The 16,428-nt window shown below is 65.7% G+C and carries 15 protein-coding genes; 12 read left to right on the plus strand and 3 right to left on the minus strand.

What is annotated here, in order from left to right; all coding sequences use genetic code 11:
• Positions 1–18 precede the first annotated feature (18 nt).
• From AC239G_RS05505 to ccsB, 11 genes are all read left to right on the plus strand, one after another.
• Positions 19–714, plus strand: a complete 696-nt coding sequence (locus AC239G_RS05505; protein WP_039206526.1) for a redox-sensing transcriptional repressor Rex — start codon at positions 19–21, stop codon at positions 712–714.
• Entirely contained in the window at positions 711–3,188 is a 2,478-nt protein-coding gene (gene hemA / locus AC239G_RS05510; protein ID WP_487489943.1) for a glutamyl-tRNA reductase, read from the plus strand. Before AC239G_RS05505 ends, hemA begins: the two co-directional genes overlap by 4 nt.
• Positions 3,185–4,789, plus strand: a complete 1,605-nt coding sequence (locus tag AC239G_RS05515; RefSeq protein WP_487489944.1) for a bifunctional uroporphyrinogen-III C-methyltransferase/uroporphyrinogen-III synthase — start codon at positions 3,185–3,187, stop codon at positions 4,787–4,789. The genes hemA and AC239G_RS05515 overlap by 4 nt, the downstream gene beginning before the upstream one ends.
• 1 nt (position 4,790) lies before the next feature.
• A complete protein-coding gene (gene hemB, locus AC239G_RS05520) occupies positions 4,791–5,819 on the plus strand; it encodes a porphobilinogen synthase (protein WP_139468610.1) in 1,029 nt (342 codons plus the stop codon).
• A complete protein-coding gene (locus AC239G_RS05525) occupies positions 5,819–6,286 on the plus strand; it encodes a MarR family winged helix-turn-helix transcriptional regulator (RefSeq protein ID WP_139468609.1) in 468 nt (155 codons plus the stop codon). Before hemB ends, AC239G_RS05525 begins: the two co-directional genes overlap by 1 nt.
• 69 nt (positions 6,287–6,355) lie before the next feature.
• Positions 6,356–7,717, plus strand: coding sequence for a glutamate-1-semialdehyde 2,1-aminomutase (gene hemL, locus AC239G_RS05530; RefSeq protein ID WP_139468608.1), 1,362 nt, complete (start codon positions 6,356–6,358; stop codon positions 7,715–7,717).
• Positions 7,714–8,355, plus strand: coding sequence for a histidine phosphatase family protein (locus tag AC239G_RS05535; RefSeq protein ID WP_139468607.1), 642 nt, complete (start codon positions 7,714–7,716; stop codon positions 8,353–8,355). The genes hemL and AC239G_RS05535 overlap by 4 nt, the downstream gene beginning before the upstream one ends.
• On the plus strand, positions 8,352–8,951 hold the full coding sequence (locus AC239G_RS05540) for a TlpA family protein disulfide reductase (protein WP_139468606.1): 600 nt from the start codon (positions 8,352–8,354) through the stop codon (positions 8,949–8,951). Before AC239G_RS05535 ends, AC239G_RS05540 begins: the two co-directional genes overlap by 4 nt.
• On the plus strand, positions 8,948–9,712 hold the full coding sequence (locus tag AC239G_RS05545) for a cytochrome c biogenesis CcdA family protein (RefSeq protein WP_139468605.1): 765 nt from the start codon (positions 8,948–8,950) through the stop codon (positions 9,710–9,712). Before AC239G_RS05540 ends, AC239G_RS05545 begins: the two co-directional genes overlap by 4 nt.
• Positions 9,712–11,379 (plus strand): cytochrome c biogenesis protein ResB, encoded by a 1,668-nt coding sequence (resB, locus tag AC239G_RS05550; protein ID WP_229664134.1) that lies wholly within the window; start codon positions 9,712–9,714, stop codon positions 11,377–11,379. Before AC239G_RS05545 ends, resB begins: the two co-directional genes overlap by 1 nt.
• Positions 11,380–11,534: 155 nt before the next feature.
• Positions 11,535–12,539 (plus strand): c-type cytochrome biogenesis protein CcsB, encoded by a 1,005-nt coding sequence (ccsB, locus tag AC239G_RS05555; protein WP_434594348.1) that lies wholly within the window; start codon positions 11,535–11,537, stop codon positions 12,537–12,539.
• A gap of 515 nt (positions 12,540–13,054) precedes the next feature.
• On the opposite strand, the gene AC239G_RS05560 is transcribed toward ccsB, so the two are convergent.
• Positions 13,055–13,498: a PLD nuclease N-terminal domain-containing protein gene (locus AC239G_RS05560; RefSeq protein ID WP_139468603.1), complete on the minus strand. Its 444-nt coding sequence runs from the start codon at positions 13,496–13,498 to the stop codon at positions 13,055–13,057.
• Positions 13,499–13,582: 84 nt separating this feature from the next.
• Here AC239G_RS05560 and AC239G_RS05565 point away from each other — a divergent pair, with 84 nt between their 5' ends.
• The gene (locus AC239G_RS05565) at positions 13,583–13,873 is read left to right on the plus strand and encodes a DUF4229 domain-containing protein (RefSeq protein ID WP_101546796.1); all 291 of its coding nucleotides are present in this window, start codon (positions 13,583–13,585) and stop codon (positions 13,871–13,873) included.
• Positions 13,874–14,010: 137 nt separating this feature from the next.
• On the opposite strand, the gene AC239G_RS05570 is transcribed toward AC239G_RS05565, so the two are convergent.
• Positions 14,011–14,943, minus strand: coding sequence for a 1,4-dihydroxy-2-naphthoate polyprenyltransferase (locus tag AC239G_RS05570; protein ID WP_062861278.1), 933 nt, complete (start codon positions 14,941–14,943; stop codon positions 14,011–14,013).
• Positions 14,944–14,981: 38 nt separating this feature from the next.
• Complete coding sequence (locus tag AC239G_RS05575) at positions 14,982–16,214, minus strand: AMP-binding protein (protein ID WP_139468602.1); 1,233 nt, start codon at positions 16,212–16,214, stop codon at positions 14,982–14,984.
• Positions 16,215–16,428: the final 214 nt, after the last annotated feature.

A 16,428-nucleotide genomic window follows, 5' to 3' on the forward strand; every position in this document is an offset into this window, starting at 1 on the left:
AAGGAGTGAGGCGGATTCGTGGGCGAGATTCTGTCCGCCAACAGGATTGAGGGTGTCGTTCGCAAGGACGTACCCGAGCGCGTGATATCCCGACTCCCGATCTATCTGCAGACCGTCGAGACGATTGCCGCCACCGGCCAGGACACAGTTTCGTCGGAGGACCTTGCCGCCCGCAGCGGTGTGTCCCCGTCGATTCTGCGCAAAGACCTGTCCCAGCTGGGACGATCGGGAACCCGTGGTGTCGGCTACTCCTGTCCGGAGCTGGCCGCGACGCTGCGGACTTTCCTCGGCCTCGACCGCGACCGCCGCGTCGCCATCATCGGCGCCGGACGTCTCGGCTCGGCACTGGCCGACTACGCCGGATTCCGTCGGCGCGGCCTGCGTCTGACCGCCGTCTTCGACATCGACGAGGAGAAGATCGGCACCTCCATCGGTGCCCTGACCGTCTCTTCCCTGGACGACCTTCCCGCCTGGTCCGAACACATCGACCTGGTGGTCATGGCCGTCCCCGCAGCCGCGGCACCCGCGGCGGCCCAGAAGGCCGTCGAAGCAGGTGTGCGCGGCATTCTCAACTTCTCACCCACCGTGCTCGACGCACCGGATACCGTGCGTGTCCATCAAGTCGACTTGGCCAGTGAGCTGCAAGTACTCGCATACTATTCGGCGCTGGACACGGCACCGCTCAACCCTGGTTTTGAGGAGCACAGGAATTGACTCTCTTGGTTCTCGGCATTTCACATCAGTCGGCTCCGATCGACATGCTCGATCGAATGGCCTTCGGCGCCGGTGAGGTCGGCACTCTGCGACGGGACGCCCTGGCCGGAGAGAACATCGAGGGACTCGCCGTGCTCTCGACGTGCAATCGCCTCGAACTCATCGCCGACGTCTCCGCCTTCCACGGGGGACTGGCCGACCTCGGCAACGCGCTCGTGTCGTCGATCGACAAAGAATGGTCAGATATCGCCGGGCACTTCTACGCCCACTACGACCACCAGGCCATGGAGCACCTGCTCAAGGTCGCCTGTGGACTCGACTCCATGGCCATCGGCGAAGCCCAGATCCTCGGTCAGCTCCGGACGGCGTTCACGGAATCGCAGTCGGACAAGGCACTGACCTCCGAACTCTCCCAGGCGCTGCAGCAGGCGCTGCGTGTGGGCAAGCGCGCCCATTCGGAGACCGACCTCGGAGACGTCGCACGGTCCCTGTTCGGTGCAGGCATCGAGGCATCGGCCGCGCACATCGGGTCCCTGCGTGCAGCGAATGCACTCGTCATCGGCGCCGGAGCCATGTCGGGGCTCGTTGTGTCCGGGCTGCACAAGGAAGGCGTCGCCCACATCACCGTGCTCAACCGGACGCTCGACAAGGCCGAACGCCTCGTCGCCGAGGTGGGCGGACGTGCCCGCGAACTCACCCCGCGCATCATGGCCGAGGAGATCGCCGACGCCGACCTCATCGTCTCCTGCACCGGTGCCCGCGGAGTCGTCGTCAGCCGCGACGACATCGTCGCCGGACTCTCGCAGAACCCCAAGGGCGCGGCGAACAAGGCGTTCATCGACCTCGCCCTGCCGCACGACATCGACCCCAGCGTCCGCGAGTTCGAACATGTCGCCCTCTTCGGCCTCGGCGAGATCCGCGAACTGCTGCGCGGCTCCGATAAGGAAAGCGATGCGAAGGTCGCCGGCACCATCGACGAAGTCCGCGCCATCATCGCCGCTGAGCTGGAGAACATCGCCACCGGCAACAAGGAGCGCTCGGTCGCTCCGACCGTGACCGCTCTGCGCTCCCATGCCAAAGATGTGCTCGCCTCCGAGACACAGCGCCTGGAGAAGAAGCTCGGCGACTCCGTCGACGAGAAGGCGTTCGCAGAGATCCGCAAATCCCTGCACCGGGTGGCGGAGAAGCTCATCCACACCCCGACCGTGAAGGTCAAGGAACTCGCGGTGACCGAATCCGAGGTCGACTACGCCCAGGCTCTCATGCAGCTCTTCGACCTGCCGGTCAACAAAGTCGCCCACGCCAAGACCGCTCCGGAGACGAAGGTCGCGAAGGCCGCCAGCGCGCATCATGTCGAGGCCGACGGCATCCGCCCAGTCGCCGATCACACCCTCAACATCGTCGAACCCGAACACTTCACCGGCCGCACCGTGCGTCTGGGCACCCGTCGGTCACAGCTGGCTCGGTCCCAGTCCACGGCGATCGCCCACCAGATCGCGGCTCTGACCGGCTGGCGCGTCGAGATCGTCGAGGTCGTCACCGAGGGCGATGTCAATATGTCGCCCCTGGCCGGTTTCGGCGGCACCGGAGTCTTCGTCTCCGCCGTCCGACAGGCCCTCCACCAGGGCAAGATCGATCTGGCCGTGCACTCGCTCAAGGACCTGCCCACCACCCCCGAGGTGGGAATCCAGATGGCAGCCATCCCACCGCGCGTCGACCCGGCCGACGTCCTCATCGGCCGCGACGGACTGAGCCTGAACGACCTGCCCTCCGGGTCCGTCATCGGCACCGGTTCGCCGCGACGTGCCGTTCAGCTTCGTGCCGCACGTCCCGATATCGAGGTCCGCGGAGTGCGCGGAAACGTCGACACCCGAATCGCCCATGTCCGCGACGGGCGCCTCGATGCAGTCGTCCTCGCCGCCGCCGGAGTGCGTCGCATCGGGCGGCTGGCCGAGGCCACCGATTCGCTCAACTTCGATGTCATGCTCCCGGCCCCGGGCCAGGGAGCCTTGGCGGTCGAGACTCGCAGCGCCGACAGCGCCTTCGCCACCACTGCGGACATCCTCGACAGCGACGCCGAGGTGCGGGCGGCTCTGCGCCGGATCCACGACCAGACGACCGACCTCGCCGTGACCTGCGAGCGCGCGATCCTCTCCCGTGCCGAAGCCGGCTGTTCGGCTCCGATCGGCGCGCTGGCGAAGATCGAGGGCACCGAGTTCATCGTCGACGCCGTGATGGCCGATGATGACGGCAAGCTCGCCCGCACGCGTCAGAGCACCGAGCTGCCCGCCCTGCTCGACGTCGACTGGAGCAGCACCGGCGAGCAGCAGCTGTCGGTGACCGCGAAAGAACTCGCCCGTATCGCCGACGAACTCGGCACCGCGGCGGCCGAGGATCTGCTGGGACGGCTCGGCATCGACCCGGCCGCCAGCGCCGAACACCTCACCCCCGTCAAGGCTCAGGAGCAGGGATGAACAGCGAACCGACAACGGGCCAGGTGCAGCCGCGCCGACTCCTGCCGGCTGCTCCGCGCGTCGTCTTCATCGGCAGCGGGCCCGGCGAATCGGGTCTGATGACGATGCGCGGCGCCGAGATCCTCGCCACCGCCGAAACCGTCGTCTATGACGCCGATGTGCACTCGGAAATCGTCACCGCCTATGTGCCGCAGGCCGCAACGCTCATCGATGCCGCCGACCTCGGAGTCGCCGCCTCGACCCGAGGTCGCCGCATGGCCGAACTCGCCCGCCCGGACAAGACCGTGGTGCGGCTGAGCTCGGACGACGGAATCATCTTCACCACGACGACAGCGGAAGCCGGAGTCTGCCGCAAGGAACAGGTCGAGGTCGAAATCGTGCCCGGAGTGGGACTCTCCGCCTCGACGGCTGCCTACACCGGAACGGCTCTGACGACCAACCGCGTCCGGTCGGTGCGTTTCATCGAAGCTGGACCGCAGACCCATGTCGACGTCTCCCGCCACCGGAACACGACCCACGTGCTCACCGGCAGCGCAGCCGCCCACGAACAGGCCATCGAAGCCCTGCTCGCCGACGGCTGGGACGAGGACACGAAGGTCCTCCTCGGGTGGGGGATCTCCACCATCGAGCAGACGAGCGTGGAGACGACTTTGCAGCAGGCGCTGTCCATGGCGCAGACAGGTTCGGATCGTATGGTGGTGATCATGGGGCAGGGAGTGGAATCCAGAGGAGAGCTCAGCTGGTTCGAATCCAAACCGCTCTTCGGCTGGCAGGTGCTCATCCCGCGGACGAAGGAACAGGGCACCTCCACCGCCGAAGCCCTGGCCGAGCTCGGCGCCGTCGGCACTGTGGTGCCGACCATCGCCGTGCAGCCGCCGCGCACCCCGACCCAGATGGAGAAGGCGATCCGCGGCCTCGTCGACGGATCCTACGAATGGGTCGGCTTCACCTCGGTGAACGCCGTGCGTGCCGTGCGCATGTGGTTCGAAGACTTCGGACTCGATTCCCGTTCGATGGCCGGCGTCAAGGTCGCCGCCGTGGGCGGGCGCACCGCGGCAGCGCTGGTCGACTGGGGGATCACCCCCGACCTCGTCCCCGACGGGGAGCACTCCGCACGCGGGCTGGCCGCGGCCTGGCCGGACTTCGTCGATGACATCGACCCGATGAACACGGTCCTCCTGCCTCGTGCCGATATCGCCACCGAGGTGCTTGTGGCCGGACTGCTGGAGAAGGGGTGGGACCCCGACGACGTCACCGCCTACCGCACCGTGCGCGCCTCTCCGCCGCCGGCTCCGATCCGCGAGTCGATCAAGGCCGGAGACTTCGACGCCTTCCTCTTCACCTCCTCATCGACGGTGCGCAACCTCGTCGGCATCGCCGGCAAACCCGCCCCCACCTCGGTGATCTGCTGCATCGGCCCGGCAACGGCGAACACTGCAGCCGAACACGGACTGCGCGTCGACGTCCTTGCCGAGGAAGCCAACCTCACCTCTCTCATCGACGGTCTCGTCGAATTCGCACTCACCCAGCGCGCCGATGACTTGGAAGCCGGGATCTCCCCGCAGCGTCCGAGCCAGAAGCGCCGCAGAAGGAAGGCCTGACATGTCATTGGTTCCCGGAACCGTCCGTCCCCGTCGGCTGCGGTCGACCCCGGCACTGCGTCGCCTCGTCTCCGAGGTGCGACTCCACCCGACCGAGCTCATCCTTCCGATGTTCGTCAAGGAGGGCCTGAGCGAACCTCTGCCGCTGGGCGGAATGCCCGGAGTCGTCCAGCACACGATGGACTCACTGCTCGAGGCAGCCCGAGAAGCGGTGGCGGCCGGAGTCGGCGGACTCATGCTCTTCGGCATCCCCGAACACAAGGATGAGATCGGCTCACAGGCCGATGACCCCGACGGCATCCTCAACCGGGCGCTGTCGCTGCTGGCCGGCGAATTCGGCGATGACACCGTGATCATGGCGGACCTGTGCCTCGACGAATACACCTCCCACGGCCACTGCGGAGTCCTCGACGAGGCCGGTGCGGTCGACAACGACGCCACCCTCGACCGCTACGCCTCGATGGCGCTGGCCCAAGCTCGCGCCGGGGCCGAGGTGCTCGGGCTGTCAGGCATGATGGACGGCCAGGTCGCTTACTGCCGGGAAGCCCTCGACGCCGCCGGATTCACCGACACCGTCGTCATGGGCTACACCGCGAAGTATGCCTCCGCCTTCTACGGTCCCTTCCGCGAAGCCGTCGACTCCGAGCTCAAGGGCGACCGCAAGACCTACCAGCAGGATCCCGCGAACGGTCGCGAGGCGCTGCGCGAACTCGGCCTCGACCTGGCCGAAGGCGCCGACATCGTCATGGTCAAGCCGGGTCTGCCGTATCTCGACGTGCTCGCCGAGGTGGCCCAGGAATCCATCGTGCCCGTATGGACCTACCAGGTATCCGGAGAATACGCGATGATCGAATTCGCGGCCGCCGCCGGAGCCATCGACCGGGAGAAGGCGATCGAGGAGTCCCTCATCGCCTTCAAACGTGCCGGTTCCGATGCGATCCTCACCTACTGGGCAACCGAGGTCGCCCAGCGCCTCCAGTCCGAGGCCGCAGGCCATCTGACCAAGCGCAGCGCCGACGGAGGCCGGTGATGACCGAGCCTCGCTGGCTGTCGGCAATCGACCAGAGGGCCTGGCGCAGCTACCTCAACGGCTCTCAGCTGCTCAGCACACAGCTGGACAAGGAACTGCGTGAGAAGCACGGCATCGGTCTGCCCGAATACGAGATCCTCGTGCGTCTGTCCGAACACGACGACCGGACGATGCGGATGGCGCTGCTGGCCACCGATACGACGATGTCCCGATCACGACTGACCCACAGCGTCGCCCGAATGGAGAAGCGCGGACTGCTCGAGCGCTCCGCCATCCCCGAGGACGGCCGAGGGGTCAACTGCGTGATGACCGAGGCCGGATGGCAGCTGCTGCGAGCCGCGGCCCCCGACCATGTCGCCGGAGTCCGCAGCCACCTCGTCGATCTCCTCGACCCCGAGGAGATGGAGACCCTGGGGCGGATCTTCACCAAAGTCTTCGACCATATGAGCGACATCGACGGCTCCTGAGCCGTCCCCACACATCACTGAGAACGATCCCGGGACGAAACCCGACCCGCGAAGAATCAGAGGAGAACCATGACGACAGCAGAGACGAACGGTCACATCACCGATCGGTCCGCCGCCCTCTTCACCCGCGCCGAGGCGGTCATCCCCGGCGGAGTGAACTCCCCGGTCCGCGCGTTCAAGGCCGTCGGCGGAACCCCCCGTTTCATCACCGAGGCGACCGGTGCGTGGCTGCGCGACGCCGACGGCAACGACTACATCGACCTCATCGGATCCTGGGGTCCGATGATCATGGGCCACTCCCGCCCCGAGGTCGTCGCCGCCGTCCAGGAAGCCGCCGTCAAGGGATTCTCCTTCGGCACCCCGTCGACCGGTGAGGTCGAACTCGCCGAGGAGATCGTGCGCCGCGTCGATCCCGTCGACCAGGTGCGCCTCGTGTCCTCGGGCACCGAGGCGACGATGTCGGCGATCCGTCTGGCCCGCGGTTACACGGGACGGTCGAAGGTCGTGAAGTTCGCCGGCTGCTACCACGGTCACGTCGACTCGCTGCTGGCCCAGGCCGGCTCCGGACTGGCCACGTTCTCTCTGCCCGACACACCCGGAGTCACCGGAGCCCAGGCACAGGACACAATCGTCGTTGACTACAACGACGCCGCCGGTCTCGAAGCCGTATTCGCCGAACAGGGTGAGGACATCGCCTGCGTCATCACCGAGGCCAGCCCCGGCAATATGGGCGTCGTGCCTCCCCGCGACGGTTTCACGAACACCATCCGCCGGCTGACCAAGGCCCACGGTGCGCTGATGATCAGCGACGAAGTGATGACCGGTTTCCGCGTCTCCGCCGCCGGCTGGTACGGCTATGAATCCGAGACTCTCGGCTACCCAGAGGGCCCGGCCGACCTGTTCACCTTCGGCAAGGTCATGGGCGGCGGCTTCCCGGCAGCGGCCTTCGGCGGTCGCGCCGAGATCATGGCCCACCTCGCCCCGTCAGGCCCCGTCTACCAGGCCGGAACGCTCTCGGGCAATCCGGTGGCCACCGCTGCCGGTCTGGCCACGCTCAAGCTGACGACCGAACTCGACGTGTACTCGCACATCGGTCGCGCCGCGGACATTCTGCGCCCGGCCGTCGCTGCGAGCCTGGAAGCCGAAGGCGTCGCCCACGTCATCCAGTCGGCGAACTCGATGTTCTCCGTGTTCTTCACCGACACCGACGTGACGAACTACGACCAGGCACGGGCTCAGAACGTCGACCGCTACACCGCCTTCTTCAACGCCATGCTCGATCAGGGCATCCATATGCCCCCGAGCGCGTTCGAAGCCTGGTTCCTGTCCTACGCCCACACCGATGAGATCCTCGACCGGATCATCAGCGCCCTGCCGGCGGCGGCCAAGGCAGCGGCCGCGGTTCCGGAGGCCGGGAAGGCGCAGTCATGACCACCATCCACCTCGTCCGCCATGGCGAAGTCGACAACCCCGACGGCATCCTCTACGGGCGTCTGCCGCATTTCGGTCTCACCGAGCGCGGACACGAGATGGCCGTGCGCGTGGCCGAGCACTTCCACACCGCACCCACTCGTCCGGTCGAACTCGTCGCCTCCCCGCTGCTGCGGGCACAGCAGACGATTCGTCCCCTGTCGAAGTCCCTCGACCTGCCGGTGTTCGACGACGACCGGGTCATCGAGGCGGCGAATTCCTTCGAGGGACAGAAGCTGGACGCTCGTCGGCTGGCCGAGCCGAAGAACCTGGTGCGCCTCTACAACCCGCTCACCCCGTCCTGGGGAGAGCCGTACAAGCAGATCGTGCTGCGCATGCGGGCCGCAATGGCCAGTCTGAGAGCCAAGCTCGACCTCCACGGTCCGGACGCCGAAGGAGTCATCGTCTCCCACCAGCTGCCGATCTGGATGACGCGCCTGTCGGGGGAGGGACGTTCGCTCGTCCACGACCCGCGCAGACGCGAATGTGACCTGGCTTCTATCACCAGTTTCACATTCGATTCCTCCACACTGGTGTCCGTGAGTTATGAGAGCATCTGTGCGGATCTGCAGCCGGGCACCGCGGTGGCGGGAGCATGAGTTTCGGACGCCGTTCCCTCAACCGTCGGGCCCTCTTCACCTCGGCACTCGCCGCCGGAACGGCCCTGGCGCTCAGCGCCTGCAGCGAGAACGATGAGCTGGCCGATCAGGCCGGATCCGACCAGGGGTACGTCTCCGGCTCGGGAGTCGTCTCGCAGGTGGCGGCCGAGGACCGCGGCGAACCCCTCGATCTGAGCTTCGAGACCCTCGACGGGAAGTCGATGTCTCTGGCCGATCTGCGTCCCACCCCGGTCGTCGTCAACCTCTGGTACGCGGCATGCCCGCCGTGCCGGAAGGAAGCCCCCGACTTGAAGTCCGTGTCCGAGGAATTCGGGGACAAGGCCCAGTTCATCGGCGTCAACGTCCGCGACCAAGAGGCTGCGGCCAACGCGTTCATCCAGAACTACCAGGTGCCGTACCCGAACATGCTCGATTCGAACGGTGAGATGGTGTCTCTGCTCTCCGGAGTCCTGCCCCCGCAGGCCACCCCTTCGACGGTGGTCCTCGACGCGAAGGGCCGGGCCGCGGCCAGAGTCGTCGGTGAGATCGATGCCTCGACTCTCAAGGGACTCATCGAGGACGTGCTGGCCGAGTGAGTGGACTCGGGGCGGACTTCGCCCAGACCGTCCTCTCCGGCCCGCTGCTGCTGGCTGCCGGCGCAGCGGCCCTGGCCGGACTCGTCTCGTTCGCCTCCCCGTGCGTGCTGCCCCTGGTTCCCGGCTATGTCGGGTACGTCACCGGGCTGTCCGGATCATCGCTGAGGGACAAGCAGACGTGGCGAGTGGTCGTGGGCATCAGTCTGTTCGTCCTCGGCTTCACCGTCGTCTTCGTGCTGCTGGGGACCAGCTTCTCCGCGCTGGGAGCGCTGTTCTCCCAATGGCAGTCGGTCATCCTGCGCGTCCTCGGCGTCATCGTCATCCTTGCCGGGTTCGTGTTCATGGGCGGATTCGGTCTGCTGCAGAACGAACGTCGCATCCGTGCCAGACCGAAGGCCGGACTCTGGGGTGCACCGGTGCTCGGAGCGACCTTCGCCCTCGGATGGGCACCCTGTGTGGGACCGACCCTGTCGGCGGTGCTGAGCATGTCTGTGAGCTTCGGCGGTGACGGGATGATCTGGCGCGGAGCGCTGTTGGCCTTCGTCTACTGTCTGGGCCTGGGCATCCCGTTCATCCTCCTGGCGCTGGCGATCCACAAGGGCGCGGGGCGACTCGTTTGGGTGCGGAAGCATCAGACCGCGATCGTGCGGGCCGGGGGCATCATGCTCATCATCCTCGGTGTGCTCATGGCCAGCGGCGTATGGAACATGTGGATGACCTCTCTGCAAGGTCTCATCAATGGATTCGAAGTGGTGATCTAGTGGCGGGCTCAACCGAAGGCTCGGAGAAGACACAGCCGAAATCGGGTGCGAAGACGACGGCGAAGCAGGGAGACAAGCCTGCCGCGAAGTCGACCGTGACGCAGCCGCAGCTCGGGTTCATCGGCATGTGCCGGTGGGCCTGGACCCAGCTGACGACGATGCGGGTGGCACTGATCCTCCTGCTCATCCTCGCCCTCGCCTCGATTCCCGGATCTCTGCTGCCGCAGCGGATCCAGGACCCGGGCCGGGTGAACACCTTCCTGGAGAACAACGGTGCCTGGGGACAGTTCCTCGACACCATCCAGATGTTCGACGTCTACTCCTCGGTGTGGTTCTCCGCGATCTACCTGCTGCTGATGATCTCCCTCATCGGCTGCATCATCCCGCGGACGAAGCAGCACTGGAAGGCGATGCGCTCGTCCCCGCCCAAAGCACCGAGGCGGCTGTCCCGGATGCCCGGATACGCCGCCTTCACCTCGGCGCAGGCAGAAGCAGAGACCCGTGAGGATGCGGATGAGGCGTTCCTCGACGCAGCGGAGGCCCGGCTGAAGAAGTCCGGGTACCGCATCAACCGCCAGTCCGATCACATCGCCGCCGAACGCGGCTATCTCCGCGAGACCGGCAACCTCGTCTTCCACATCGCGCTGCTCATGGCAACCCTGACGATGGCGATCGGATCGCTGTTCGGCTACGAAGGTCAGCGCATCCTCGTCGAGGGCGAGACGTTCTCGAATTCGCTGGTCTCCTACGATTCCTTCGAACCCGGCTCCTACTACGATGCCGACAACCTGCCGGATTTCCGGCTCAAGCTCGACTCCTTCACCTCCACCTTCGACGATCAGGCGGCGGGCAACCAGTTCGGTCAGCCGCGCACCTTCGATGCGAAGGTGACGACGACGGCGGACGGGACGACCGAATCGCACGTCCTCAAGGTCAACGAACCGGTGCGCGTGGGCGGCGTCGGCGTTTATCTCACCGGCAACGGCTACGCCCCCGAGGTGACCGTACGTGATGCGAAGGGCGATATCGTCCAGTCCGGTCCGCAGGTGTTCATCCCGGACGGAGGGGACCCCGGTTACACGTCCGAGGGCGTCATCAAGGTCCCGGACTCGGCCGGCACGCAGATGGGCTTCGTCGGGGTGTTCCTGCCGACGGCCGCGCAGAATGAGGACGGTGAGCTGATCTCGAGCTTCGCCGAGCTGCGCAACCCCTACCTCGTGATGAGCGGGTACACCGGCGACCTCGGCCTCGATTCCGGAGTCCCGCAGTCCGTGTACTCCCTCGACGCAGAGAACATGACGGAGATGACCGACGAGTCGGGCAACCCGCTCGTCATCCAGCTCGCCGAGGGGGAGACGCAGAAGCTGCCGAACGGCGGTTCGGTGACCTTCGACGGAGTCAAGAAGTACATCGCCGTCGACATCTCCCAGGACCCGACACAGGCGCTCATGCTCATCAGCGCGATCCTCGTCCTGGCTGGGCTCGGCCTGTCCCTGTTCGTTCCCCGCCGACGCGTATGGGTGCGGATCAAGAACGGCGACGCCGAGGTGGCCGCCCTGGCCCGCGGTGAGGATCCGATGGTCGAGCGTGCCGTCGATGACCTGGTCAAGGACCTGCGCGATCCGGAACCCGATGAGGGTGAGCACGGTGACGACGACGAAAGATGAACCCGAAGTACTACGCGGAGTAGAATAGCCGCGGAGTGCGCGTCGCCGGTGGCTTCGTCACGGAGTCGGCAGCGCGCGCACCGACATATGGTCAGACAGAGAGTCTGGCAGCAGCAACCTGCGACTGAAGAGCACTTCAGCGGTGCGGAGGATGAATGGACGTCAACACTGACCTCGCAATGTGGTCGAACCAGCTGATCATCTCGGCGATGATCGTCTACGCCGTCGCCATGATCTTCTACGCCTTCGATCTCTTCGGCGCGCGTGAGCTCAAGACCTCCGAAGCCGAGGTCGCCACCTCGGCCAAGGCCACCACGGTGCGGCGGACGAACCGGAAGACGGCGACGACTGCCGTCCTCGACCGGCCCGGTGACGACGACTCCGCGACGGTGAAGTCGTCCCGGAAGAACAAGCACCGGGGCGCCCGCATCGGCACCTCGCTGCTCGTGCTCGCCATGCTGCTGCACGTCGGCGGCGTGCTCACTCGTGCCCTGTCTGTCTCCCGCGTGCCGTGGGGCAACATGATGGAGTACGTCCTCACCGCCACCGCGATCACCGTCATCGTCTTCCTCGTCGTGCTGACGAAGAAGGACGTGCGCTATCTGGGAACGTTCGTCTCCGGGGGAGTGCTGCTGTGCCTGGGACTGGCGATCACCGTCTTCTACACGCCTGCCGCGAAGCTCATCCCGGCGCTGGATTCGTACTGGATCGCCATCCACGTGCCGATCGCGATCCTCTCGACCTCACTTCTCTACATCTCTGCGATATTGGCAGTCTTCCAGATTCTGAAGAGTGTGCACGAGACCAAGGATCCGAAGTGGCTGCGGTTCCTGCACCGTCTGCCCTCGAGCACTGACCTCGAGCGGATCTCCTACCGGATCGCGGCAGTCGGCTTCATCACCTGGACGTTCACACTCATTGCCGGTGCCATCTGGGCCGAGGTGGCCTGGAGCCGTTACTGGGGCTGGGATTCGAAGGAGATCTGGACGTTCGTCGTCTGGGTCATCTACGCCGCGTACCTGCACGCTCGTGCGACCCGCGGTTGGGGCCCGACGAAGGTGGCTGTGCTCAACCTCATCGGCATCGCCTCGGTGATCTTCAACTTCACCGTCGTGAACATGTACTTCAACGGCCTGCACTCGTACTCCGGGCTCGACTGAGGCGCGGGGTCGCTCTCAAGGCCGCTCTGACGTAGCCGAATTCTGCTGACGGCCCAGTCTGAGGCGAACAGCCCATGTTTGAAACAGGGCTCTCCGCCTCAGACTGGGCCGTTTGCGTGCTGATTCGATGCCGTGATCTGGCGGCGGACGACCGTTTCGGCTCGGGCTGCTCTGAAATCACGACGTTCCTCAGTGTGTATTTCAGAGAAAGCAATGACTATTAGTTGAATCGCAGCATGGCAACGCGCCTGCGATATCGATGCCGTTGTCGAACAGCGGCAGTGCGGCGCGGCTGCGGCAGGGGGTGAGAGCGGGAAGCTGCTTGTCCGCGAAGACTTGTCTGCTTCACGGCAGCAGCTGGCAGTCGAGGGGCCTCTTACCGCGGAGACGTCTTCACACGAGGATGATCTCGCACGGCAGAGGCGTCAGCACGCGAGGATGGTCGAGCTCGCCGGAGACGTCAGAACGCGAAGATGGTCTCGCACCGATGAGGCGAAAGTGCGCCGAGGATGTGCTCAGTTCGAGCGGCCGCGGCCGTCGCCCTTGGTGCCCCGGTCATCAGAATCGGCTGACGTATCAGCGGAGGAATCAGCGGGATCGCCGTCATCTTCCGGCTTGCCAGAATCATCGCGCGGAGATTCCTTCTCGTCGTTGTCCTGAGCCGGAGGCGCATGCTTGCCGAGCTTGAGTTCGCGATCGACCTGTCGCAGATAGTCCGGATCATCATCCGGGGCGACCTGACCGCGAGGGCGGGTGCCGCGGGTGGGCTTGTCTTCCGAACCGCGTCCGAACAGATACCAGAGGATGAACCCGAGGACGGGGATGAAGAGGATGATGAGTGCCCATACGGGTTTGGGCAGGACTCGAATCAGACCCCGATCGCGCAACAGGCAATCGAAGAGTCCGTACAGTGTCACCGCTGCCGCCAGGACGATCGCGGCAATGAGTAGTCGAGCCATGCAACAAGGATAGTCCACCAACCTGAGCGCGGCCTCCAGCGGGCGGTGACAAGACTGTCACGATCGGAGGCTAAAATGAGTTCAATGCGCACCTTCTGGCTCTACACACTCGCTCGCTTCGGCCTCATCATCGCCGCCGGCCTCGTTCTGTTCCCGTTCCTCGGCTTCAATCTCGTCATGGCGATCGCCGCCATCATCATCGGCGCGCTGCTGAGCTACCTCTTGCTCGGCAAGATGCGCGCCCAAGCAGCGACCGAGATCGAAGCGAAGGTCGCCAAGCGAGCCTCCAAGCCCAAGCGCGTCGGCGCCGATGAAGCGGCAGAAGACGAGATCGTCGAGGAGCGCCTTGGAGAAGACGGCGACCAGTCCAAATGAACTTGTGGCTCAGCCGAATGAGCTGCGGCTCGGCTGAGCCGGCTCAGATCCGAATGAGCTGGGGCCTTTCAGCGCGCTGATCCTTGGAACGCCAGGCGGCTGAGCCTTGGAACGCCAGGCGTCAGCACTGAAATGCCTCAGAGTGCCAGGCCGAGACCCATCAGTGCGGAGAAGGCCAAACCGGTCAATCCAGTGGATTTGATCGGCGGAATCAGGCCAGGGCCCGTTGTGCCGCTGAGCACCGTCTTGAGTGGGTTGAGTGCTGGGACGAGGGCAAGGATCGCCAAGGCCACGGCGGGATGTCCGTCGAGGATCGCCAGCGCCAGCAGCGCGAATGGCAGCAGCACGAGCACCGCATAGGCGATGCGTGCGGCATTGTCGCCCATCCTCACGGCCAGGGTGATCTTGTCTGCCTCGATGTCTGTCGGGATATCGCGGAGGTTGTTGACCATCAGCACAGCCGAGGCCAGAGACCCGATTGCCACGGCACCGGCCCAGCCGCTGAGGCTGAGATGACCGACCTGCATCCACATCGTGCCCAAGGTCGCCACGAGCCCGAAGAACACGAACACGAAGACCTCGCCGAGGCCCATATAGCCATATGGTCGTTTGCCCCCGGTATAGAACCAGGCGGCGGCGACGGCTGCGGCTCCTACGACGAGGAACCACCAGGCCTGTGAAATGAGGATGAGCACGATGCCCGCGACTCCGGCCAGGCCGAAGAAGATGAAGGCGGCCCGTTTGACCTCGTGAGGTTCGGCCAGTCCGGTCGCGGTGAGACGGACTGGTCCGACACGTTCGTCATCGGTGCCGCGGATGCCGTCGGAGTAGTCGTTGGCGTAGTTCGAGCCGATCTGCAGGCACAGGGAGACGAGGAGAGCGAGGAATCCGCGCAGCAGGATCTGTCCGAAGCTGACGTGGTCGTCCTTGCCCGAGATGTCGTCGAGGATGAAGGCGGTGAATCCGCCGAGCGATCCGATCGCGGCGCCGGTTCCGATGAGGACGGGTGCGAGAGCCAGGGGCAGAGTTCGCAGTCGAGCTCCAGAAATCCACTGGGCGGCATCAGCCATAGTCCTCGCTCACCTTCCTGTCGAATTGTGGAGCCGTCTTATGTTACCGGTAGTTCACCGGTATGGGTATTCGCATCACGCGCGATGAGATCGGCGGCGATGCGGGCCGCCGCCTGGCGATCGGGTTTGCCGATCGACCGGTTCGGAATCTCGGCGACCGCGAAGACGAGCTGCGGCAGCAGCTGCCCCGTCATCCCGTGATCGAGGGCGTTGAGTCTCTGTGCCGATTCTTGCGGATCCTCGGCTCCGACACCACCTCCGCCGTCGGCGAGGCGAACGAGCGCGACGATCCGTCTGCCCCATTCCTCGTCGGGCACCCAGGTCACGAGCATCTCCTCGATTCCCGCCTTCTGCCAGCTCGGCAGCAGGCCGGTCTCCAGGGCGTGCGGGGAGACGTTCGTGCCCCCGGAGACGATGATGTCGTCGGCTCGACCGAGCACGCTGAGCACACCGGAGTCGATCCGGCCCAGATCGCTGGTGTGCATGATCCGCCGTCCCGCCTCGTCGACGGTGAAGGCGGGGGACTCGACCGGTCTGATGGTTCCATCGATGCCGATCTCGACGTAGCCGTCGGCGACGACGGGGCCGCTCAGATCGATCGTTCCCGCCTCGGTGATGGTGACGTCGACGCCGTCGAACGGAACCCCGTCATAGACGCAGCCGCCCGCCGTCTCGCTCATCCCGTAGGTCCGTACGATCGCCAGGCCCGCGGCCTCGGCACGCTCGAGCAGGGACGGTGAGATCGCCGCCCCGCCGAGGAGGATGTGCGTGATCCGTGCGGCTGCAGCGGTCGCCGCGTCGTCCTCGAGGATGCGGTGGAGCTGGGTGGGCACGAGCGAGGTGTACGTCGGTCGGTCGCCCGCCCGTTCCAGCAGAGTCGCGACCTCGGCGGCGAAGGACTGGGCGGTGAACCTCGCCGAGGCGGCCCTGACCGGGGCGCGGCCCGCCAGACGGGCGCGCAGTTCGACTTGGAACCCGGCGATGTGGTTGACCGGCAGGCACAGATGCCAGTCACCCGGCCCCGAGAGGAACCGTTCGGTCGCCCGGGCCGAGGTTGTCAGCGCGTCAGCTGACAACGCCACCGCTTTCGCCTTCCCTGTCGACCCGGAGGTGAAGAGGATGAGGGCCGGAGCGGGAACAGGTCCTGCCCACTTGCCGGGGGACGCCTCGGTGACGGCACCGTCCCGATCCGAGGGGAGGATGAGGATCGAGGTCCTGGTCAGTGCCCGATCAATCGCCTCGGGCAGCTCGTGAGGGCTGAGTTCGCGCATGGACACAGTTATGGGAACCGGCCGCTCAGTAGTACCAGGGGAACGCCTGAACAGGCGTTGACTGACGCTGGCAGTGTTTGAACGCTCGAGCTGACCAGGGGTTATAGCGTTTATTGCGTTGACTGAAGTTGGTCATTTTCGACTCTCTTGCGGACTCTGTGCGGACTATGGAGACGCTTGCGGGCTTGTGATTCCATTGTCGCATCCTCTGAGT

The sequence above is a fragment of the Brevibacterium sp. Lmc1 genome (assembly GCF_057654315.1).

Coding starts and splice junctions, on each gene's coding strand:
- ccsB (WP_434594348.1), top strand. CDS start 11,535: ATGGACGTCAACACTGACCTCGCAATGTGGTCGAACCAGCTGATCATC.
- AC239G_RS05525 (WP_139468609.1), top strand. CDS start 5,819: ATGACCGAGCCTCGCTGGCTGTCGGCAATCGACCAGAGGGCCTGGCGC.
- AC239G_RS05540 (WP_139468606.1), top strand. CDS start 8,352: ATGAGTTTCGGACGCCGTTCCCTCAACCGTCGGGCCCTCTTCACCTCG.
- AC239G_RS05560 (WP_139468603.1), bottom strand. CDS start 13,498: ATGGCTCGACTACTCATTGCCGCGATCGTCCTGGCGGCAGCGGTGACA.
- AC239G_RS05565 (WP_101546796.1), top strand. CDS start 13,583: ATGCGCACCTTCTGGCTCTACACACTCGCTCGCTTCGGCCTCATCATC.
- hemL (WP_139468608.1), top strand. CDS start 6,356: ATGACGACAGCAGAGACGAACGGTCACATCACCGATCGGTCCGCCGCC.
- hemB (WP_139468610.1), top strand. CDS start 4,791: ATGTCATTGGTTCCCGGAACCGTCCGTCCCCGTCGGCTGCGGTCGACC.
- AC239G_RS05535 (WP_139468607.1), top strand. CDS start 7,714: ATGACCACCATCCACCTCGTCCGCCATGGCGAAGTCGACAACCCCGAC.
- AC239G_RS05570 (WP_062861278.1), bottom strand. CDS start 14,943: ATGGCTGATGCCGCCCAGTGGATTTCTGGAGCTCGACTGCGAACTCTG.
- AC239G_RS05515 (WP_487489944.1), top strand. CDS start 3,185: ATGAACAGCGAACCGACAACGGGCCAGGTGCAGCCGCGCCGACTCCTG.
- AC239G_RS05575 (WP_139468602.1), bottom strand. CDS start 16,214: ATGCGCGAACTCAGCCCTCACGAGCTGCCCGAGGCGATTGATCGGGCA.